Here is a 19483-nt window from a genome sequence, read left to right as displayed (position 1 = left end):
ACCTCCTCCGGGGTCGCGTCGGCGGGCGGCTGGTGGGCGTACTGGTCGGCCGCGACCAGGCCCTCCCACCGCTGCGAGCTCCGCCAGCCCTGGTCGGCAAGGTAGCGGTCCAGGTCGGCGAGCCGGGAGCGGACGTCGCTCCCGTCGAAGGCCAGGTACACGTTCACGGTCCGCTCGCAGGCCACCGGCAGCCACTTGCCCCGGATCCACAGGTCGCCGCGGTAGTCGGCCCGGCACACGTCGACCGTCGACCTCCCCAACGCCTGGGCCCACGGCAGCAGTTCGGGCAGCCGGTCGACCCGGCCGGCCATCCGCTCCTCGGCCGCCCGGCGGGCCTCCCCGGTCTCCGGGGCCTGTGCCAGCCCCGGGACGTCCGGCGGGGCCGGAATGGCCGTGGCGCGGTAGTGCCGCCACCCCGCCCAGCCACCGAACACGACCGCCACCCCCAGGACCGCGATCAGCACCCATCGCAGCCAGAACCGAACCACACCCAACCCCCGGTCTCCGCCCACCCCGCCCGGGGCATCGTACGGGCGCGAACGCGGTACCGGACGGGCGGTGCCGGTGAAAAGCCGTCCCGCACGGGAAGCCGGCGGATCCGCCGGTGGGCGTGACGGTCACCCGCCGGAGCGGATCGGCTCGCCCGTCCGGTGCAGATGGGCGAAGATCTCCCGGTAGGAGCGGAACAGGCCCGCCTCGCAGTACGGGACGCCCTTCTCGGCGCAGAACTCCCGGGTGATCCGGGCGGCCCGCCCGAGCGCCGGGGTCGGCATGCTGGGGAACAGGTGGTGCTCCACCTGGTAGTTGAGGCCGCCCATCAACGAGTCGATGACCATTCCGCCGCGGACGTTGCGCGAGGTGAGCACCTGGCGGCGGAGGAAGTCGAGCTTCATCTCCGGCGTCACCATCAGCATGCCCTTGTGGTTCGGGGCGAAGACGGAACCCAGGTAGACACCGATCAGCGCCTGGTGCACGGCGAGGAAGGCGACCGCCTTGCCCGCCGGGAGCGCGGCGAACACCAGGCCGAAGTAGGCCGCGAAGTGGACCACCAGCAGCACGCCCTCCAGCACCGGGCGCTTCATCACGGGGCTGCGCAGCGCACGGAAGCTGTTGAAGCTGAGGTTGAGGCCCTCCAGCAGGAGCAGCGGGACGAACAGGTACGCCTGCCGGCGGCCGATGAACCGGGCGAGGCCGCTCGCCTGCCGGGCCTGCCGCTTGGACCACACCAGGAGTTCGGGGGCGACGTCCGGGTCCCGCTCCTCGTGGTTCGGGTTGGCGTGGTGGCGGGTGTGCTTGTTCATCCACCAGCCGTAGCTCATGCCCATCAGCAGGTTGGCGGCGATCCGACCGCCGATCTCGCTCGGCAGTCGCCGGTCGAAGACCTGACGGTGTGCCAGGTCGTGGGAGAGCAGGCCGATCTGGGCGAAGACGACGGACATCGCCGCCGCCAGGCCCAGCTGCCACCAGGTGTCGCCCAGCGCGAACAGGGCGTACCAGCCGCCGAGGAAGGCGGCGACCACCAGGCCCGCACGGACGGCGTAGTAGCCGGGGCGCCGGTCGAGCAGGCCCTCGGCGGCTATCCGGCGGGTCAACTGGGCGAAGTCGCTGCCGCCGCTCCCCGGCCGGGGGGAGGGGGCTTCGGGCGCTTCGGTCGTCATCACGGGCTGCGCGGGCATGCCCAGAGTCTGGTGCGGCCGGCCCGTCCGCAGAACGGGGAAAGCACCCGTCCCGTACGGGTGTTAACCCCCTTGCCGCGAGGGGTGCCGGACCGCCTCGGCGACCGGCGGCGCGGGGCCGTCAGCCCGCCACCGGCCGCCCGAACAGTTCGTCCAGGTGGTACGCGAGGACCGCGAGCGCCTGCTCGCCGGTGCGCTGGCCGCCCAGGACGCTGGAGCCGAGCCCGTTGACCATCGCCAGCAGCCCGGCCGCGACCGCCTCGACGTCCCGCTCCGGCCCGATCTCCCCGGCCTGCTGCGCCGCGCGGAGCTGCTTGGCGAGGAAGCCCTCCAGCACCACCGGCGGCTGCGCCGCCTGCTTCTCCAGCACCTCGGGGTCGCCGAGCACCAGCGTGTAGTACGCCGCGTACGTCCTGGTGATCCGGCGGCTCTCGGCGTCCGTCGGCAGGATGCAGGACAGGATCGCCGTCACCACCTCCCGGGGGGCCCGCGCCTGGCCGATCCACCGCTCCATCCGGGCCTGGAGCTGGGTGCCGAGCCTCGCCAGGGCGTCCAGCAGCAGGCCCTCCTTGGTCGTGAAGTAGTACTGCACGAGCCGCAGTGAGACCCCGGCCTCCGTCGCGACCGCCCGCATGCTGGCGGACTGCAGGCCCTGGGTGTCGGCGATGCGCAGCAGGGCCTCGGCGATCTGCCGCCGGCGTTCCTCGTGGTCGACCTTCGCGGTCATTCCGGCCTCCGTAGCTGGACCCGACGGTCGGGCCCGACGGTCGGGCCCGCTTCGCTTGGTACACCCGTATCATGCATGTGATACACATGTACCATGCGAATCAGCGAGTTCACGAACGGCAAGGCCGAAGCCCGCTTCCGCGCCGCGTACGAGCGCGCGCTGACCGAACTCCGGCCGGAGCCGTGGACGGCGCTCGACGTCCCCACCGGCTACGGCACCACCCGCGTGTACCGCACCGGCCGCACCGATCCCGCCGAGGGGCGGCCGGTCGTGCTGCTGCCCGGCTCCGGCGGCAACGCGCTGATGTGGCACCGCCACCTCGACGCCCTCGCCGCCCGGCACCTCGTGATCGCCGTGGACACCGTCGGCGAACCGGGCGCCAGCGTGCAGAGCACCCCCATCGCGGACGGCCGCGACGCCGCCGACTGGCTGGAGGAGCTGCTCACCGCCCTCGACCTGCCCGCCGCCCACCTGGTCGGCTGCTCCTACGGCGGCTGGATCGCCCTCAACCACCAGATCCACCACCCCGGCCGGGCCGCCGTCCTCACCCTGGTCGAAACGGCGGGCCTGGCCGACCTGGACCGCCGCTTCTACACCTGGCTCATCCTCGGCGGCCTCGCCGCCATGGCCCCGCGCCCGCTGCGCCCCCGGCTGGCCCGGCTGGTCGGCAACAGCGCCGTCCTGGAGACCGAGCTGATGGCGCTGGTCCGCGCCTCGACGGGCTTCCGCCGCCGACTGCCCCCGGCCGCCACCCTCACCGACGAGGAGCTCGGCCGGCTCACCGCGCCCGCCCTCTTCCTCCTCGGCGAGCGCAGCGCCCTGCACGACGCCCGGGCCGTCGCCGACCGCCTGCACCGGCTGGTGCCGGCCGCCCGGGTCGAGATCGTCCCCGGCGCCGGGCACTCGCTGCCCACCGACGACCCGGCGGCGGTGACCGCCGGCATCCTCGACATGGCCGCGCGGCAGGCCGGTTGACCGCGGCGGTCGTCGGCGGGCCGGGACGGCACCGGCGCTCTCCCCCGCTGCCGAGGCCCCTGGCCGTCACTCCGCCGCTACGACCGCTCCGCCGGCCCGCCGAGGGCGGCGCGGACCAGACGGGTGACCGCCGGGGTGGCGGCGGTGAGATCGCCGCCGCCGTCCGGCGCCCCCGCCTCCGTCGCCAGCGCGTCGTAGGTCTCGAAGGCGGTGAGGACGAAGAGCAGGCCGGCCGCGTCCGGCGGGGCGGAGGGCAGGCGGCCGGAGAGGACCGCCGCGCCCTCGCGGCGGCGGGCGTCGCGGTCGGCGATGACCCGGCCGACCTCCTCGTCGAGCGCGGCGAGGGCCCGCAGGCGGCGGGTGCAGACCCGGTCGACCGCCCAGAAGCCGCCCATCACCTCGACGAAGCGGTCGACCGCCGCCCAGGGGTCGGCCAGGGTGAAGGCCTCGGCGAGCCGGGCCATGCCGCCCTGTGCGGCGAGGGCGTCGCAGACCGCCTCCAGCAGGCCCGCCTTGGAGCCGAACTGGTAGTAGACGGTCGCCCGGGCGACGTCCGCGCGGCGGGCGACCGCGTCCAGCGAGACCCCGCCGGTCTCGGCCAGGTGCGCGCGGGCGGCCGCGACGATCCGGGCACGGGTCTCGTCGACCTCTGCCTGCCGCTGTCCCATCCGGTAGGACCGGGGGCTCATCCCGCTCGCCTCCACTCGTTCCGCGCGAACTGGCAGTATCGCCGATCGGTTCACCGCGCCCGGCCCGGCCCCGGGCGTTCGACGGGGCAGCCGGCCCCGCCGCTCAGAGCATGATCCGCCCGCCGCTGACGTCCAGGGTCTGCCCGGTGATCCAGGAGGACGCGTCGGAGGCCAGGAAGAGCGCGGCCGAGGCGACGTCCCCCGGCTCGCCGAGGCGGCCCAGCGGGTGCGCGGCGGCGACCTTGGCCTGCACCTCGGGCGGCATCTGAGCGGCGGTCCGCTCGGTGCGGACGGCGCCCGGCGCGATGGCGTTGACCCGGACGCCCTCACCGGCGACCTCCTGGGCGAGGTGCCGGGTGAACATCAGCACGCCCGCCTTGGCCGTGGCGTACGCGGCGGACGCGCCGCTGGGCAGCCGGGCCGCCGTGGAGGCCATGGTGACGATCGAACCGCTGCCGCGGGCCAGCAGACCGGGCAGGAAGGCCTGGACGGTGAGGAAGGTGGCGGTGAGGTTGCCGTCCAGCACGGCCCGCCAGTGCTCCTCGGTCTCGCGGAGGGTCGGCACCGGGTAGCCGTCGCCGCCGGCGAAGGCGGCCAGAACGCCGACCGGGCCGAGGTCCCGCTCGATCCGGGCGGCGGCGGAGCCGAGCGCCGTCGCGTCCGTGCAGTCGGCGACCAGCCCGAGCGCCCGGACCCCCTCCGCCCGCACCTGCTCGGCCACCTCCGTCAGCGCCGCCTCGTCCCGGCCGAGGACGGCGACGGCCGCGCCCTGCCGACCGAAGGCGCGGGCGGTCTCCGCGCCGATGCCACGGCTGCCGCCGGCGATCACGACCACCCGGCCGTCCAGGTCGGGGTACCGAACCTGCCGAACTCCCATGTCCCATCGCTCCTTTGGACTTGCTCTCACGGTGTGCTGTGGTTCACTTGATTTCATTCATACAGCCCGTCTGAATGAATGACAAGCACCGCCCGAGTCCCGGCACTCCCAAGGAGGAACCGATGAGGATCGCAGTCGTGGGCGCCACCGGACGCACCGGCCGCCTGGTGGTCGACCTCGCACTGACGGCCGGACACACCGTCACCGCCGTCGCCCGAGACCCCGCCCGGCTACCGCACTTCGCGCACGGAACCCCGCTCACCGCCCGGGCCGACGTCGGCCGGCCCGGCTCCCTGTACGAACCGCTGAACGGCCAGGACGCCGTCGTCGCCGCCCTCGGCACCACCGGCCGCCGGGCCACCACCGTCTTCTCCGACGGCGCCCGGGAGCTGACCGCCGCCGTGCGGGCCGGCGGCGCCCGGCACCTGGTGACGATGAGTTCGGCCGGCCTGGACACCGGTCGACTCCCGTTCGCCCAGCGGGTGGTGACCAGGCTGGTGGTCGACCGGCTGTACCGGGAGATCCACCGCGACCTGGCCCGGATGGAGGCGGTGCTCGCCGGGTCCGACACCGCCTGGACGGTCGTCCGGGTGCCGATGCTCAAGGACGGACCGCCGTCCGCGGGCCCCCAGGTCTCGTACGACCGGCCGCTTCCCCGCGCCGGCACCGCCACCCGCGCCACCGTCGCCGAGTGGATCGTCGGCCACCTCGGCGACCCGGAGACCTTCCGCCGCCTCGTCCACCTCGCCGACGACTGACACGGGCACCACGCAGCACGCGCACCGTCGCGCACTGCTCCGGCCACCGAGCCGCGAACAGGCCCTCACGGGAAAGGCCGTCGAACCGGCCCCGGCTCAGTCCTGCTGCGGCGGGCGGCGGCGCATGGCGAGCAACAGCAGGACCACCGCCGACAGCACGGCGGACAGCCTCAGCACGTTCGGGGCGGCCGACCAGCTGATCTGCCCCAGCGGCGAGCCCGACTGGAGGCCGCCGCCCTGCCCGCCGGCCTGCTTGGCCTGCCGCATGGAGTAGAGGGTGGTCGCGCTCATCGTGATCAGCGGGATGCCGAGGATCACGAACTTGCGCATCAGTTCGGAGATCTGACGGGACAGGTAGCCGAGGCCCCAGCCCGCCAGCATGGCCGGGAAGAAGCCGGAGACCGCGCCGCCGACCAGCAGGCCGCAGGAGAGCAGGATCAGCGGGGAGGGCTTGTGGGCGGGCGCGCCCTTCTCCGTCTCCTTGCCCTTGGCCTTGCCGCCGCCCTTCCCGGCCGGGGCCTTGGGCGGCGCGGCGGGAGCGGCGGGAGCAGCGGGCGGCGCGGCAGGGGCCGGCCTGAGCCGGCCCCAGCGCGGCCTCTTCTTCGGGTCCGCGGGCTTCGCCGCCTCCGCCGCGGGCTCGGCCGCCGCCGCGGCCTCCTCGGCGGTGCGCTGCTCGGGGATCGGCTTCGGCGCGGGCTGCGGCCCGTCCGAGAAGTCGAAGAGCGTCATCGTCCACGGGCCGGTGCTCGACACCGTCGGCGGCGGGATCGCGTCCGACCGCCCCTCGGCGGCGGCCACGTCCGGCAGGTCCAGCGACACGGACGGGATGCCGGCCGCGCTCGGCGCCGGCGGGTCGTACACGCTGTCGGGGTCGGGGGTGAGGCCGGGACCGGGAACGGGCGCGGACGGAACCTCCGGAGCGCCGCCGGAGACGGCCTCACCCGAGCCGGCACCCGAGGCGCCGTCCGGGCCACCGACCGAACGCTCGCTCCACGGCCCGCTCTTGCGCCACCACTCGCCGTCCGTCATCACCGACCACCCCGCCTCGCCCGTACCGGCCGCCCACCGAACCGCCCTCGGCGTGACGCTACCCACCCCGCCCCCGCCCACGCGAGTCCACCCGCCGGGCCCGGCGCTACGGGTACCCCGGGACGGCGATACGGCGCTGTGCGGGACACCCCGCCGTCCCCGCGCCCGACTAACCTAGGTCGAATGACCACACAGCAGGGCCCTCAACGCCGGGGCAGGTCCGCCACCGGCCCGCGCACCCTCGCCGAGGAGCTGCGCGCCCGTCCCGACGACGCGCTCGCCGCCCTGCTCCGCTCCCGCCCCGACCTGCTGAACCCCGTCCCCGGCGACCTCACCCAGCTGTCCGCCCGGCTCTCCTCGCGCGCCTCCGCGCTGCGCGCCCTGGAGCGGCTCGACCGCTTCACCCTCCAGGTCGCCGAGGCACTGGCCACCGCCCCGGACGGCACCTCACTGAGCACCGTCCGCACCCTGCTGACCGGCCCGGCGAAGGTCAAGCCGCACCCCGGCGCGACCCCGCTCACCCCGGCCGACCGGTCCGCCGTCGCCGCCGCCCTGCCCCGCGCGATCACCACCCTGCGCGACCGGGCACTGCTCTGGGGCCCCGACAACGGGCTGCGGCTGGTCCTCGCCGTCCGCGAGGCGCTCGCCCCGACCGCCGGCAACCCGGGCCGCACCGGCCTCGGCCCCACCCTCGCCGACGCCACCGTCGGCATGTCCCCGGCCCGGCTGCAGCAACTGCTCGCCTCGGCCGGGCAGCCCGCCACCCCCGACCCGGTCAGCGCCGTCGCCGCGCTCACCGCGCTGCTCACCGACCGCGCCCGCTGCGCCGCACTGCTCGACACCGCACCCGAGGCCGCGCTGCGGCTGCTGGAGCGGCTGGTCTGGGGCCCGCCCACCGGCACCGTCCCGGACGCCACCCGCCCGGTGACCGCCGAGGACGCCCACAGTCCGGTCGAATGGCTGCTCGCCCGCGGCCTGCTGCTGCCCACCAGCCCCGGCAGCGTCGTCCTGCCCCGCGAGCTCGCCCTGCACCTGCGCGGCGGCCGCACCCACCGCGCCGTCGAGCCCGTCCAGCCCGAACCCGCACCCGCCGCCGCCCCGCGCGATCCCCAGGCCGTGGACGGCGCCGCGGCCGGACAGGCCCACACCGCGGTCAAGACCGTCGAGGAACTGCTGGACAACTGGGGCCTCACCCCACCGCCGACCCTGCGCGCCGGCGGCCTCGGCGTCCGCGACCTCAAGCGCACCGCCCAGGCCCTGGAGAGCACCGAGCAGCAGACCGCCTTCTGGCTCGAACTCGCCTACACCGCAGGGCTGCTGGCCCCCGACGGCGAGGTGGACGAACGCTGGGCCCCCACCCCGGGGTACGACGCCTGGCTACACCTGGACACCGCCGAGCGCTGGTCCGTGCTGGCCACCGCCTGGCTCGCCGCCACCCGCGTCGCCGCCCTCACCGGCACCCCGGACGGCCGGGGCAAGCCGCGCGCCGCCCTCGGCCCCGAACTCGACCGCACCCTCGCCCCGTCCGTCCGCCGCGCCGCCCTCGCCCTGCTCGCCGAACTCCCGCCCGGCACCCCGGCCACCGCCGAGGAACTGCTCCCCACCCTGCGCTGGCAGCGCCCGCTGCGCGGCGGCCCCACCGGCCCGGACGGCCGCGAGCTGCGCGACGAACTCACCGCGTGGACCCTCGACGAGGCCGAACTCCTCGGCATCACCGGCCGCGGCGCCCTGGCCGCCCCCGCCCGCGCCCTGCTCACCGCCGAGTCCGACCCGGCCGAGGTGCTCGCCCCGCTGCTCCCGCAGCCGCTGGACCACGTGATCCTCCAGCCGGACCTCACCGCGATCGCCCCCGGCCCACTGCTCACCCCGCTCGCCCAGGCCCTCGCCCTGTGCGCCGACATCGAGTCCAAGGGCGGCGCCACCGTCTACCGCTTCACCCCGGCCTCGGTGCGCCGCGCCCTCGACGCCGGCCGCACCGCCACCGACCTGCGGACCTTCCTGGAGCAGCACAGCCGCACGCCCGTCCCGCAGCCGCTCGCCTACCTGATCGACGACGTCGCCCGCCGGCACGGCATCCTGCGGGTCGGCGCCGCCTCCTCCTACCTGCGCTGCGACGACCCGTCCCTGCTCGGCGAGGTGCTCGCCGACCGCCGCTCCGCCGACCTGCGGCTGCGGCTGCTCGCCCCCACCGTCCTCGCTTCCCAGGCCGCCCCGGACGTCCTGCTCGCCGCCCTGCGCACCATGGGCTACGCCCCGGCCGCCGAGTCCGCCGAGGGCGACGTGCTGATCACCCGCCCTGACAGCCACCGCACCCCGCCCCGCACGGCACCGGCGCCCGTCCCCGACGGCCCGCCCAGCCCCGACGACACCCTGCTCGCGGCCGCCATCAAGGCCATCCGGGCCGGGGACCGCGCCGCCACCGCCAGCCGCCGCGAGCCCTCCCCCGACCCGCGCCGCCTCCCCCGCACCGCCGCGGCCGAGACCCTCGCCGCCCTCCAGACGGCCGTCCTGCTCGGCGAGCGCATGTGGATCGGCTACCTCAACGCCGAGGGCATCGCCAGCCAGCGGATCATCGACCCGGTCAAGGTCGAAGGCGGCTTCGTCACCGCCTTCGACCACCATGCCGAAGAACTCCGCACCTTCGCCCTGCACCGCATCACCGGCGTCGCGGAACTCGACGAGTGACCTGAGGTGTCCGAGACCTCAGTGCCCCTGCTGCGCCTCCTTCATCTTGTCCTGGACGGCCTTGTCCGCCAGGCTGCCGATCTGCCCCTGCCCGACCGGCATCGACCCCCCGGTGACGGTCTCCGCCAGCAGGAACCCGGGCGCCGCGAGCAGGCCGCCGGGCCCCTCGCCGATGCCCGCGAGGGCGTGGGCCGAACCGGCCGAGGAGGCAGTGGCCGCGAAGGCCGAGCCCATCAGGGCGAGGGCGGTGAGAACACGCTTCGACTTCTTCATGGCCAGCTCAACGAGCGAGTACGCACCGTGGTCACTCGAAGCAGCCTCCCGCGTCCCCTCCGGAATGCGGGACACTGGAGGGTCTGCGTCAATCCACCCTGTCAGCCAGTGGAGGGCTTCCCCGCGTGAACGACGGACCGCTCATCGTCCAGAGCGACAAAACTCTTCTCCTGGAGATCGACCACCCCAAGGCCGCCGACTGCCGTCGCGCCATCGCACCGTTCGCCGAGCTGGAGCGGGCACCCGAGCACGTGCACACGTACCGGGTGACACCGCTCGGGCTGTGGAACGCGCGGGCGGCCGGGCACGACGCCGAGCAGGTGGTGGACGCCCTGGTGACGTACTCGCGTTACCCGGTGCCGCACGCGCTGCTGGTGGACGTGGCGGACACCATGGGCCGGTACGGGCGGCTCCAGCTGGTCAAGCACCCGACCCACGGGCTGGTGCTCACCACCACCGACCGGCCGGTGCTGGAGGAGGTGCTGCGCTCCAAGAAGATCGTCCCGCTGGTCGGTGTCCGGGTCGACCCGGACACCGTCGTGGTGCACCCCTCCGAGCGCGGCCAGATCAAGCAGGTGCTGCTCAAACTCGGCTGGCCCGCCGAGGACCACGCCGGCTACGTGGACGGCGAGGCGCACCCGATCGACCTGGAGGAGGACGGCTGGCAGCTGCGCCCGTACCAGGCCCAGGCGGTCGAGGGCTTCTGGCACGGCGGCTCGGGCGTGGTCGTGCTGCCCTGCGGCGCCGGCAAGACGCTGGTCGGCGCGGCCGCGATGGCGCACGCCAAGTCGACCACGCTGATCCTGGTCACCAACACCGTCTCGGCCCGGCAGTGGAAGCACGAGCTGGTCAAGCGCACCTCGCTCACCGAGGACGAGATCGGCGAGTACAGCGGGACGAAGAAGGAGATCCGCCCGGTCACCATCGCCACCTACCAGGTGATGACCACCAAGCGGAAGGGCGTCTACGCCCACCTGGAGCTGTTCGACGCCCGCAACTGGGGCCTGGTGGTCTACGACGAGGTGCACCTGCTGCCCGCCCCGGTGTTCAAGTTCACCGCCGACCTCCAGGCCCGCCGCCGGCTCGGCCTGACCGCGACGCTGGTGCGCGAGGACGGCCGCGAGGGCGACGTGTTCAGCCTGATCGGCCCCAAGCGCTTCGACGCGCCGTGGAAGGAGATCGAGGCACAGGGCTACATCGCGCCCGCCGACTGCTGCGAGGTGCGGGTCACCCTGACCGACTCGGAGCGGCTCGCCTACGCGACCGCCGAGCCGGAGGAGCGCTACCGCTTCTGCGCCACCACGGCGACCAAGCGGCGGGTGGTGGAGGCGCTGGTCAAGAAGCACGAGAAGGACCAGACGCTGATCATCGGCCAGTACATCGACCAGCTGGACGAGCTCGGCGAGGCCCTGGACGCCCCGGTGATCAAGGGCGAGACCAGCAACGCCCAGCGCGAGAAGCTCTTCGACGCCTTCCGGAACAAGGAGATCAGCGTCCTGGTGGTCTCCAAGGTCGCGAACTTCTCGATCGACCTGCCCGAGGCCACCGTGGCCATCCAGGTCTCCGGGACCTTCGGCTCCCGCCAGGAGGAGGCCCAGCGCCTCGGCCGGGTGCTGCGCCCCAAGGCGGACGGCCACGCGGCCCACTTCTACTCGGTGGTCGCCCGGGACACCGTGGACCAGGACTTCGCCGCCCACCGGCAGCGCTTCCTGGCCGAGCAGGGCTACGCGTACCGGATCATCGACGCGGACGACGTGCTGTAGACGGACCCGGGCTCAGTACCGGACACCGTCGCGCCCGAGGAAGATCACGCGCGCGGCGGTGTCCAGGGCGATGCCGACGTTGCGGACGGCGGTGGTCAGCGGGTTGCGGTGGCGCCCGGAGGCGGCGGTGGCGCCGGCCGGGCCGGATCGGGGGGTGTGGTTCGTGGTGCTCATGTTTCAACGGTAGGCACCCGGTCGGCCGTCGGCATCACTCCAAAGGCCGTATCCGCAGGTGCGCGGGTCGTCCTCCGGGTGTAGGGCGGCCCCGACGCCCCGCAGGGAGGAACCCCGAGACCCGCGGGGAGTAACCCCGAGGCCCGCCGGGCTGGAACCGCCGGGCGGACGGGTCTAAGATCGTCCGTCTGCCCCCTCCCGAACCGTGGTACCTGCTGAAGTCCCGCAGGCAGCCGGGGGAGGTACCGACCGCTCGGCAACCGGTCGGTCGTACCCACCGTGAGCTCCTACGATCCGCTGCGCCCGCCACCGGGGCAGCCGGGAAGGTTCGCTGTGCCCGCCACCTCCACCACCGATCCCCTCCAGCGCGAACGCGAGCACCTGGCCGCGTCCCGGGCCGCGCTGCGCGCCATGCGCGAGGACGTCGAGTCGCTCGACATCCGCGACGTGACCGGCACCTGGGTCACCGCGCTCGTGCTCCAGAACCAGATCGAGGCCAGGATCGCCGCACTGGCCGACCTCTCGCACACCCCGCTGTTCTTCGGCCGCCTCGACTACCTGCACGCGATCAGCGAGGAACTCAGCGAAGGCGGCGGGGGAGAGAACTTCTACATCGGCCGTCGCCACGTCCACGACGCCGACGGCGACCCGATGGTGATCGACTGGCGCGCGCCGGTCTCCCAGCCGTTCTACCGGGCCAGCCGCACCGAGCCGATGGACGTCGAACGCCGCCGCCGCTTCGGCTACACCGGCGGCGAACTCACCGCCTACGAGGACGAGCACCTCACCGACCCGGCCGAGACGGAGCAGGCCTCCGCCCTGCTGGCCGCCGAGATCGAGAAGCCCCGCGTCGGCCCGATGCGCGACATCGTCGCCACCATCCAGCCCGAACAGGACGAGATCGTCCGCTCCGACGTCACGGGCACCATCTGCGTCCAGGGGGCGCCCGGCACCGGGAAGACCGCCGTCGGCCTGCACCGTGTCGCCTACCTGCTGTACGCGCACCGCGAGCGCCTCGCCCGTACCGGCACCCTGGTGATCGGGCCGAACAACGCCTTCCTCTCCTACATCGAGCAGGTGCTCCCGGCCCTCGGCGAGCTGGACGTCGCCCAGGCCACCGTGCAGCAGCTGGTCGGGCACGTCGAGGTGACGGGCGAGGACACCCCGGAGGCGGCCCGGCTGAAGGGCGACGCCCGGATGGCCGAGGTGCTGCGCCGGGCGGTGCGGTCGGGCATCACCCTGCCCACCGAGCCCTGCGTGGTGGTCCGCGGCTCCCGCCGCTGGCGTGTTCCGGTGTACGAACTGGTCGAGATCATCGAGGAGTTGAAGGGCCGCGAGGTTCGCTACGGCGCAGCCCGGGAGGCCCTGCCGCAGCGCATCGCGCACGCCGTGCTGCTGAAGATGGAGCAGGGCGGCGAGGCACCGGACGACCGGGTGCAGGATGCGGTGGCCCGCAACAGCGCGGTCAAGGCGGTGGTCAAGGAGTGCTGGCCGGCCGTCGACCCGGCGAAGCTGGTCCTGCGGCTGCTCTCCGAGCCGGAGTTCCTGGCCGAGTGCGCCGAGGGCGTGCTGACACCCGAGGAGCAGCAGGCGGTGCTGTGGCCCAGGCCCGGCCGCTCGGTGAAGACCGCCCGCTGGACGACGGCCGACGCCGTCCTGGTGGACGAGGCGACCGACCTGGTGCAGCGCACCCCCTCGCTCGGGCACGTGGTGCTGGACGAGGCCCAGGACCTCTCCCCGATGCAGTACCGCGCGGTCGGCCGCCGCTGCACCACCGGCTCGGCGACCGTCCTCGGCGACCTCGCCCAGGGCACCACCCCGTGGGCGACGGCGAGTTGGCCGGAGGCACTGCGCCACCTGGGCAAGCCGGAGGCGCACATCGAGGAGCTGACCAAGGGCTTCCGGGTGCCGGAGGAGGTCATCGCGTACGCCTCCCGGCTGCTCCCGGCGATCGCCCCGGGCCTGGCCCCGGCCTCCTCGGTCCGTGAGGCGCCCGGCTCGCTGACGATCCGCCGGGTCACGGACGGGGGCGGCACGGAGGCGGTCCTGGCGGCCTGCCGGGAGGCACTGGAGCACGAAGGCTCGACCGGCCTGATCGCCGCCGACGCCCGCATCCCGCAGCTCGCCGAGGCGCTCACCGCGGCCGGCCTGCCGCACCTCTCCCCCGGCACCGAGACCAGCGCCGAGGCCCGGCTGACCCTCGTCCCGGCCTCGCTGGCCAAGGGTCTGGAGTACGACTACGTGGTGCTGGACGAGCCGGCCGCGGTGATCGCCGGGGAGCCGGACGAGCGGACCGGCCTGCGCCGCCTGTACGTGGCGCTGACCCGCGCCGTCTCCGGGCTGACGGTGCTGCACGCCGAGCCGCTGCCGGAGCAGCTCCGCTGACGACGCGAAAGGGGGCGGGGTCGCGAACGCCCCGTCCCCCTTTCCGCACGACGGGCACGGCTCGCCCGGCTGTCGGCGCTTCCACGCTCAGCCGTCGATCAGCGCCCGCCACTCGGCGACCTTGGCCGCGTCCACCGGCGTCTGCCAGCCGTCGACCCGCACCGCGCCGCCGACGTGGAAGGCGTCGAAGCCCTCCGCCCGCAGCTCCTTCAGGTGCTCGGCCCGCAGGCCGCCGCCGATCAGGATCCGCTGCCGGTACCCGGGCTCGCCGGCCCGGGCCAGCTCGGCCGACAGCACCTCGCGCCCGGCGTCCACCCCGGCGGCCGCACCGGAGGTGAGGAAGGTGTCCAGGCCGGGCAGCCCGCCGACGGCGGCCCGCAGGGCGGCCCGCCCGGCACTGTGGTCGATCGCCCGGTGGAAGGTCCAGCGGCAGCCGGCGATCGCCCCGGCGACGGCCGTGGTGGCGGCCAGGTCGACGGCGCCGTCGGCACCGAGGAAGCCGAGGACGAACTCCTCGGCCCCCTCGGCCCGCAGCGCGGCGGCCCGGGCGCACAGCTCGTCCACGTCGCCGGGGGCGAAGCCGTCCCGGATCCGCAGCATGACCCGCAGCGGGATACCGACGGCGGCCCGGATCCGGCCGAAGTCCTCGACGGACGGGGTGAGCCCGTCGGCGGCCATGTCGGTGACCAGTTCGAGCCGGTCGGCGCCGCCCGACTCGGCGGCCTGGGCATCCTGGGGCGTCAGCGCGATGACTTCGAAAATTGGTCTAGACATGTCCGACAGCCTGCCACATCCGGCGCCCCCAGGCGACCGCCAGGGGACCGTTCACGTCACGCCCGCCCGTGGACCGCCGCGACCGCTCCCCGCCGCCCGAACCGGTGCACCGCCAGCGCCGCCAGCGCCAGCACGACCACCGTCGGCACCGCCATCGGAAGCAGGTGCGAGACCCCGCGGGACCCGCGCCAGATGTTGAACAGGCAGCCGGGCCCGGTCAGCACCAGCACCGCCACCCCCACGGCCGTCGGCACGACCCGCCCGCACAGCCCGGCGAAGGTCAGCAGCAGCGGGGCGATCAGCATCACCACGAACCACTGCAGGTCCAGCGGGAAAGTGGTGTCGTCCCAGCTCTGGGCCGCCGCCAGCAGCCCGCCCACGGCCATCGAGGCCGACACCAGGGCGCCCGTGCGCCAGGTCGGCCGGGGCAACAGGTCGGTCGGCGCCGCGACCAGCAGCAGCGCGGCCGCCACGAACGGCAGCGAGGCCATCCCGACGTAGCCGCTCCACCACACGTCGAAGGAGGAGTGCCACAGGGCCTCGGCCAGGTCGTACAGCCCCACGGCACCCAGAATCAGCGCACTGCCCCGCACCGCCGTCCACCGGCCCAGGAGCGCCGCCACCGCGAGCAGCGCGGCGGCCACCGGCTGGCAGAAAGCCGAGACGTAGACGCCGTACGAGTCGTCCCAGGAGAGCAGGGTGGCGATCCGGTAGGCGGTGGTCACCCAGGCCACCAGCGTGGCACCGGCCGCCGCCCCGGCGAGCATCGGGGCGACCACCGCCAGCAGCCGCCCGGCCGCCGAGGCGCCGGTCAGCCCGAGCCGCACCCGCAGCCCGTACGCCGCCAGGCCGAGGACCTCCCGGGCGACCGCCAGCCGGCCGCCGGCCGCCGTCGTGTCGGCGAACACCTCGGCCAGCTCCTCGCCTCGCTCGCACCGGTACCGCGCCGGGTAGAGCTGGAGCGCGGCCCGCAGTGCCACCGAGGGACCCGCGCCGATCGCCGGTGTGCTCATGAGAGGCCTCCCCCCGTCGCGGGCCGCCCCTGCGACCCGGTCCTGCCCGGCAACATCGACCGGATCCTGGCCAGCCGGCGCTCGGCCTCGGTGGCGACCGCCCGCAGCCGCTCCGCTTCGGCGGCCAGCGCGTGCCGGCCGGCGTCGGTCAGCGCGTAGCTGCGCCGGGCGCGGCCGTCCACCACCTCCTCGGCGGCGACCTCGATCAGGCCCTGGCCGAGCAGCCGGTCGAGCGCCCCGTAGAGCGTGCCGGTGCGCATCTTGACCCGGCCGTCGGAGATCGCGGCGATCTCCTGGATGAGCGCATAACCGTGCCGCGGGGCGTCAGCCAGCGCGGTGAGCAGCAGCAGCGTGGGCTCCTGCATGGAGCGTTCTGTCATACGACTACATATATCGCCAACCTACCTATGGGTCCAGCGCCAGGCCGGGCCGTCACAATGGTCGCCATGCCGACCGCCGAGCACGACCCGTCCACCGCCGGGCACGACCCGTCCACCCCGGGGCACGAGCCGCTCACCGAAGACCTGCTCGCCGCCTGGACCGCCCTGCTGCACCGCTGCGGGGCCGCCGTCGACCCCGAGCCGTACGGCCGGGAGCTGCTGCGCCGCTGGTCGGAGCCGCAGCGCCGCTACCACACCGTCGCGCACCTGCGCGCCGTGCTGCGGCGCGTCGACGAGCTGGCCGGGCACGCCGCCGACCCGGAGGCCGTCCGCCTCGCGGCCTGGTTCCACGACGCCGTCTACCGCCCCGACCGCACCGAGAACGAGGAGCGCAGCGCCGCCCTGGCCGTCCGCGCGCTGACCGCCGCCGGACTGCCCGCCGAGCGGGTCGCCGAGGTGGAGCGCCTCGTGCTGCTCACCGTCGGCCACGACCCCGCCTCCGGCGACCGCAACGGCGAGGTGCTCTGCGACGCGGACCTCGCCGTCCTCGGCGGCACCCCCGAGGCGTACGCGGCGTACGCGGCCGCCGTCCGCGAGGAGTACGGCTTCGTCCCCGCGCCGGACTTCAGGGCCGGCCGGGCCGCCGTCCTGCGACACCTGCTCGCCCTGCCCGCGCTCTACCGCACCCCCGCCGCCCGCGAGCGCTTCACAGCGGCCGCCCGCACCAACCTGACGGCCGAGCTCGAAGCCCTCTGACGACCGTCAGATCGCCCGGTCCACAGCGGCCATCCCCGCCATCACCGACGGGATGCGCCCCATGACCGCCCACCACGCGTCCTGGTCGGCTCCCGTCACCTCCACCACCACCCACCACAGCCCGAGACCGCAGCAGCCGCCCACCGCACGCCACACCCAGTGCCTCATGCGCGCACCGTATCCACCGCCGCGCCGACCCCCGGGGAGCGCCCCCGCCGGCTAGTCCAGCTTGCCCACCGGCGCCACGACCGCGCCCCGCTTGCCGCACACCCAGTGCGGCTCCGGCCCCAGCTCGGGCTCCACGCTCAGCGCGTGAGGGTCCCCGTCCGCCGCGCAGTCGGTGCACAGCGGCCAGCGTCCGTACGCCTCCAGCAGCGCGTCCTGGACGTCCTGGGCGACCAGCCCGAGCACGTACTCGGTGCCGTCCGGCCACTGTTCCAGCCACCAGCGGCGGTGCGTGACGGCCTGCTCCACCAGCGAGACGACGGCGGCGTCCGCCACGTCCCGCGCGGTGAGGTCGGCCAGGATCATTGCCCGCGCGTTGTGCAGGGCGGTCTCGATGTCGTCAGCAGCCATCCGTCCATTCTCCGTCGACACGTCCGAACGCCGAAACGCCGTGTGGGCGGCCCCCGAAGGGAGCCGCCCACACGGACGAGGAACCAACCGATCCGATCAGGATCAGAAGTCCATGTCACCGCCCGGCATGCCGCCGCCGGCGGCCGCGGCGGCCTTCTCCGGCTTGTCGGCGATGACGGCCTCGGTGGTGAGGAACAGCGCCGCGATGGAGGCGGCGTTCTGCAGCGCGGAGCGGGTGACCTTGGCCGGGTCGATGATGCCCGCGGCGACCAGGTCGACGTACTCGTTGGTGGCGGCGTTCAGGCCGTGACCGGCGGGGAGGTTGCGCACCTTCTCCACCACGACGCCACCCTCCAGGCCGGCGTTGGTCGCGATCTGCTTGATCGGGGCCTCCAGCGCGACCTTGACGATGTTGGCACCGGTGGCCTCGTCGCCGTCCAGCTCCAGCTTGTCGAAGGCGACACCGGCCTGCAGCAGGGCGACGCCACCACCGGCGACGATGCCCTCCTCGACGGCGGCCTTGGCGTTGCGGACGGCGTCCTCGATGCGGTGCTTGCGCTCCTTGAGCTCCACCTCGGTGGCCGCGCCGGCCTTGATGACGGCCACGCCGCCGGCCAGCTTGGCGAGGCGCTCCTGGAGCTTCTCGCGGTCGTAGTCCGAGTCGCTGTTCTCGATCTCGGCGCGGATCTGGTTCACGCGGCCCGCGACCTGCTCGCTGTCGCCGCCGCCGTCGACGATGGTGGTCTCGTCCTTGGTGATGACCACCTTGCGGGCGGTGCCCAGCAGGTCGATGCCGGCGTTCTCCAGCTTGAGGCCGACCTCCTCGGAGATCACGGTGCCACCGGTGAGGATGGCGATGTCGCCGAGCATGGCCTTGCGGCGGTCACCGAAGCCCGGGGCCTTGACGGCGACGGACTTGAAGGTGCCACGGATCTTGTTCACGACCAGGGTCGACAGGGCCTCGCCCTCGACGTCCTCGGCGATGATGACCAGCGGCTTGCCGCTCTGCATGACCTTCTCCAGCAGCGGGAGCAGGTCCTTGACCGAGCCGATCTTGGAGTTGGCGATGAGGATGTACGGGTCCTCGAAGGTCGCCTCCATGCGCTCCAGGTCGGTGGCGAAGTAGGCGGAGATGTAGCCCTTGTCGAAGCGCATGCCCTCGGTGAGCTCAAGCTCCAGGCCGAAGGTGTTGCTCTCCTCGACGGTGATGACGCCTTCCTTGCCGACCTTGTCCATGGCCTCGGCGATCAGCTCGCCGATCTGGGTGTCAGCGGCGGAGATGGAGGCGGTGGAGGCGATCTGCTCCTTGGTCTCCACGTCCTTGGCCTGGGCGAGCAGCTGGTCGGAGACGGCCGCGACGGCCTTCTCGATGCCGCGCTTCAGGGCCATCGGGTTGGCGCCGGCGGCGACGTTGCGCAGACCCTCGCGAACCAGGGCCTGGGCGAGCACGGTGGCGGTGGTGGTGCCGTCACCCGCGACGTCGTCCGTCTTCTTGGCGACCTCCTTGACGAGCTCCGCACCGATCTTCTCGTACGGGTCCTCGAGCTCGATCTCCTTGGCGATGGAGACACCGTCGTTGGTGATGGTGGGGGCGCCCCACTTCTTCTCCAGCACGACGTTGCGACCCTTGGGGCCGAGCGTGACCTTCACTGCGTCGGCGAGCTGGTTCATGCCACGCTCAAGGCCGCGGCGAGCTTCCTCATCAAAGGCGATGATCTTGGCCATCTGAAGTGGTCCTCCGGGACACGGTCGACTGCTCGGACCAAGGGGTGCCCGCGACGGACGGCCCTGGTGTGCGGGGGTCCATTCCCCTACCGCTCCCGGGGGCCTCACCGACCCGGTCCGCTGTCACTCTCACGCTGTGAGTGCTAACGCAATGATTAGCACTCACGGTGGTCGAGTGCAAGCCCAATCGACAACCCGCGAGCCGCCGCCGAGGCCGCCCGGGAACGCCGACGGGCCCGTACGACACC

At 74.2% G+C, this 19483-nt stretch carries 20 protein-coding genes; 6 read left to right on the top strand and 14 right to left on the bottom strand.

All coding sequences use genetic code 11. The features are described from left to right. From ACFU7Y_RS18990 to ACFU7Y_RS18980, 3 genes are all read right to left on the bottom strand, one after another. Positions 1-494, bottom strand: a 494-nt coding sequence (locus ACFU7Y_RS18990; protein WP_380768913.1) for a hypothetical protein, incomplete at its 3' end; no start/stop codon positions are given. A gap of 123 nt (positions 495-617) precedes the next feature. Next, on the bottom strand, positions 618-1658 hold the full coding sequence (locus tag ACFU7Y_RS18985) for an acyl-CoA desaturase (RefSeq protein WP_224284318.1): 1041 nt from the start codon (positions 1656-1658) through the stop codon (positions 618-620). A gap of 139 nt (positions 1659-1797) precedes the next feature. Beyond that, positions 1798-2403 carry a TetR/AcrR family transcriptional regulator gene (locus tag ACFU7Y_RS18980; protein WP_224284314.1) on the bottom strand — a complete coding sequence of 202 codons (606 nt, stop codon included), beginning with the start codon at positions 2401-2403 and terminating at the stop codon, positions 1798-1800. A 93-nt stretch (positions 2404-2496) separates the two neighbouring features. On the opposite strand from ACFU7Y_RS18980, the gene ACFU7Y_RS18975 reads away from it, so the two are divergent. Then, a complete protein-coding gene (locus ACFU7Y_RS18975) occupies positions 2497-3378 on the top strand; it encodes an alpha/beta fold hydrolase (protein WP_380768911.1) in 882 nt (293 codons plus the stop codon). A 77-nt stretch (positions 3379-3455) separates the two neighbouring features. On the opposite strand, the gene ACFU7Y_RS18970 is transcribed toward ACFU7Y_RS18975, so the two are convergent. Then, positions 3456-4067 (bottom strand): TetR/AcrR family transcriptional regulator, encoded by a 612-nt coding sequence (locus ACFU7Y_RS18970; protein WP_380768909.1) that lies wholly within the window; start codon positions 4065-4067, stop codon positions 3456-3458. 103 nt (positions 4068-4170) lie between these two features. Beyond that, positions 4171-4944 (bottom strand): SDR family NAD(P)-dependent oxidoreductase, encoded by a 774-nt coding sequence (locus ACFU7Y_RS18965; protein ID WP_380768907.1) that lies wholly within the window; start codon positions 4942-4944, stop codon positions 4171-4173. A gap of 122 nt (positions 4945-5066) precedes the next feature. On the opposite strand from ACFU7Y_RS18965, the gene ACFU7Y_RS18960 reads away from it, so the two are divergent. Beyond that, positions 5067-5702 carry an NAD(P)-dependent oxidoreductase gene (locus tag ACFU7Y_RS18960; RefSeq protein WP_380768905.1) on the top strand — a complete coding sequence of 212 codons (636 nt, stop codon included), beginning with the start codon at positions 5067-5069 and terminating at the stop codon, positions 5700-5702. 96 nt (positions 5703-5798) lie between these two features. Here the strand turns inward: ACFU7Y_RS18960 and ACFU7Y_RS18955 are convergent, their stop codons facing one another. Next, on the bottom strand, positions 5799-6731 hold the full coding sequence (locus tag ACFU7Y_RS18955) for a hypothetical protein (RefSeq protein WP_380768904.1): 933 nt from the start codon (positions 6729-6731) through the stop codon (positions 5799-5801). Positions 6732-6914: 183 nt separating this feature from the next. Between ACFU7Y_RS18955 and ACFU7Y_RS18950 the strand changes: the two genes are divergently transcribed. Further along, positions 6915-9416, top strand: coding sequence for a helicase-associated domain-containing protein (locus ACFU7Y_RS18950; protein ID WP_380768902.1), 2502 nt, complete (start codon positions 6915-6917; stop codon positions 9414-9416). 18 nt (positions 9417-9434) lie between these two features. Here the strand turns inward: ACFU7Y_RS18950 and ACFU7Y_RS18945 are convergent, their stop codons facing one another. Beyond that, positions 9435-9689, bottom strand: coding sequence for a hypothetical protein (locus tag ACFU7Y_RS18945; protein ID WP_224282763.1), 255 nt, complete (start codon positions 9687-9689; stop codon positions 9435-9437). 125 nt (positions 9690-9814) lie between these two features. Here ACFU7Y_RS18945 and ACFU7Y_RS18940 point away from each other — a divergent pair, with 125 nt between their 5' ends. Further along, positions 9815-11452, top strand: a complete 1638-nt coding sequence (locus ACFU7Y_RS18940) for a DNA repair helicase XPB (RefSeq protein WP_380768900.1) — start codon at positions 9815-9817, stop codon at positions 11450-11452. Between the two features lie 12 nt (positions 11453-11464). On the opposite strand, the gene ACFU7Y_RS18935 is transcribed toward ACFU7Y_RS18940, so the two are convergent. Further along, positions 11465-11626: a hypothetical protein gene (locus ACFU7Y_RS18935; RefSeq protein WP_224282761.1), complete on the bottom strand. Its 162-nt coding sequence runs from the start codon at positions 11624-11626 to the stop codon at positions 11465-11467. Positions 11627-11959: 333 nt separating this feature from the next. Between ACFU7Y_RS18935 and ACFU7Y_RS18930 the strand changes: the two genes are divergently transcribed. Continuing rightward, complete coding sequence (locus ACFU7Y_RS18930; RefSeq protein ID WP_224282760.1) at positions 11960-14011, top strand: AAA family ATPase; 2052 nt, start codon at positions 11960-11962, stop codon at positions 14009-14011. Positions 14012-14098: 87 nt separating this feature from the next. Here the strand turns inward: ACFU7Y_RS18930 and ACFU7Y_RS18925 are convergent, their stop codons facing one another. From ACFU7Y_RS18925 to ACFU7Y_RS18915, 3 genes are read right to left on the bottom strand one after another with little or no spacing between them, the layout of a single operon-like run. Further along, positions 14099-14785, bottom strand: a complete 687-nt coding sequence (locus tag ACFU7Y_RS18925; RefSeq protein WP_224282759.1) for a copper homeostasis protein CutC — start codon at positions 14783-14785, stop codon at positions 14099-14101. 56 nt (positions 14786-14841) lie between these two features. Next, positions 14842-15798 carry a hypothetical protein gene (locus tag ACFU7Y_RS18920; RefSeq protein ID WP_380768898.1) on the bottom strand — a complete coding sequence of 319 codons (957 nt, stop codon included), beginning with the start codon at positions 15796-15798 and terminating at the stop codon, positions 14842-14844. Further along, on the bottom strand, positions 15795-16178 hold the full coding sequence (locus tag ACFU7Y_RS18915; RefSeq protein ID WP_224281343.1) for a PadR family transcriptional regulator: 384 nt from the start codon (positions 16176-16178) through the stop codon (positions 15795-15797). The genes ACFU7Y_RS18920 and ACFU7Y_RS18915 overlap by 4 nt, the downstream gene beginning before the upstream one ends. A 66-nt stretch (positions 16179-16244) precedes the next feature. On the opposite strand from ACFU7Y_RS18915, the gene ACFU7Y_RS18910 reads away from it, so the two are divergent. Beyond that, entirely contained in the window at positions 16245-16934 is a 690-nt protein-coding gene (locus tag ACFU7Y_RS18910; protein ID WP_224281342.1) for a hypothetical protein, read from the top strand. A 6-nt stretch (positions 16935-16940) separates the two neighbouring features. On the opposite strand, the gene ACFU7Y_RS18905 is transcribed toward ACFU7Y_RS18910, so the two are convergent. The 3 genes from ACFU7Y_RS18905 to groL form a co-directional block, all read right to left on the bottom strand. Beyond that, positions 16941-17102, bottom strand: coding sequence for a hypothetical protein (locus ACFU7Y_RS18905; protein WP_380768897.1), 162 nt, complete (start codon positions 17100-17102; stop codon positions 16941-16943). A 51-nt stretch (positions 17103-17153) separates the two neighbouring features. Next, positions 17154-17510 carry a hypothetical protein gene (locus tag ACFU7Y_RS18900; protein WP_380768895.1) on the bottom strand — a complete coding sequence of 119 codons (357 nt, stop codon included), beginning with the start codon at positions 17508-17510 and terminating at the stop codon, positions 17154-17156. Between the two features lie 102 nt (positions 17511-17612). Further along, positions 17613-19235 carry a chaperonin GroEL gene (gene groL, locus ACFU7Y_RS18895; protein ID WP_045692318.1) on the bottom strand — a complete coding sequence of 541 codons (1623 nt, stop codon included), beginning with the start codon at positions 19233-19235 and terminating at the stop codon, positions 17613-17615. Between the last annotated feature and the right edge of the window lie 248 nt (positions 19236-19483).

Source organism: Kitasatospora sp. NPDC057542, assembly GCF_042801945.1.
Taxonomy (GTDB): Bacteria; Actinomycetota; Actinomycetes; order Streptomycetales; family Streptomycetaceae; genus Kitasatospora.
This window is presented reverse-complemented; position numbering and strand designations above follow the sequence as displayed.

Coding starts and splice junctions, on each gene's coding strand:
- ACFU7Y_RS18985 (WP_224284318.1), bottom strand. CDS start 1,658: ATGACGACCGAAGCGCCCGAAGCCCCCTCCCCCCGGCCGGGGAGCGGC.
- ACFU7Y_RS18980 (WP_224284314.1), bottom strand. CDS start 2,403: ATGACCGCGAAGGTCGACCACGAGGAACGCCGGCGGCAGATCGCCGAG.
- ACFU7Y_RS18975 (WP_380768911.1), top strand. CDS start 2,497: ATGCGAATCAGCGAGTTCACGAACGGCAAGGCCGAAGCCCGCTTCCGC.
- ACFU7Y_RS18970 (WP_380768909.1), bottom strand. CDS start 4,067: ATGAGCCCCCGGTCCTACCGGATGGGACAGCGGCAGGCAGAGGTCGAC.
- ACFU7Y_RS18965 (WP_380768907.1), bottom strand. CDS start 4,944: ATGGGAGTTCGGCAGGTTCGGTACCCCGACCTGGACGGCCGGGTGGTC.
- ACFU7Y_RS18960 (WP_380768905.1), top strand. CDS start 5,067: ATGAGGATCGCAGTCGTGGGCGCCACCGGACGCACCGGCCGCCTGGTG.
- ACFU7Y_RS18955 (WP_380768904.1), bottom strand. CDS start 6,731: ATGACGGACGGCGAGTGGTGGCGCAAGAGCGGGCCGTGGAGCGAGCGT.
- ACFU7Y_RS18950 (WP_380768902.1), top strand. CDS start 6,915: ATGACCACACAGCAGGGCCCTCAACGCCGGGGCAGGTCCGCCACCGGC.
- ACFU7Y_RS18945 (WP_224282763.1), bottom strand. CDS start 9,689: ATGAAGAAGTCGAAGCGTGTTCTCACCGCCCTCGCCCTGATGGGCTCG.
- ACFU7Y_RS18935 (WP_224282761.1), bottom strand. CDS start 11,626: ATGAGCACCACGAACCACACCCCCCGATCCGGCCCGGCCGGCGCCACC.
- ACFU7Y_RS18925 (WP_224282759.1), bottom strand. CDS start 14,785: ATGTCTAGACCAATTTTCGAAGTCATCGCGCTGACGCCCCAGGATGCC.
- ACFU7Y_RS18920 (WP_380768898.1), bottom strand. CDS start 15,798: ATGAGCACACCGGCGATCGGCGCGGGTCCCTCGGTGGCACTGCGGGCC.
- ACFU7Y_RS18915 (WP_224281343.1), bottom strand. CDS start 16,178: ATGACAGAACGCTCCATGCAGGAGCCCACGCTGCTGCTGCTCACCGCG.
- ACFU7Y_RS18910 (WP_224281342.1), top strand. CDS start 16,245: ATGCCGACCGCCGAGCACGACCCGTCCACCGCCGGGCACGACCCGTCC.
- ACFU7Y_RS18905 (WP_380768897.1), bottom strand. CDS start 17,102: ATGAGGCACTGGGTGTGGCGTGCGGTGGGCGGCTGCTGCGGTCTCGGG.
- ACFU7Y_RS18900 (WP_380768895.1), bottom strand. CDS start 17,510: ATGGCTGCTGACGACATCGAGACCGCCCTGCACAACGCGCGGGCAATG.
- groL (WP_045692318.1), bottom strand. CDS start 19,235: ATGGCCAAGATCATCGCCTTTGATGAGGAAGCTCGCCGCGGCCTTGAG.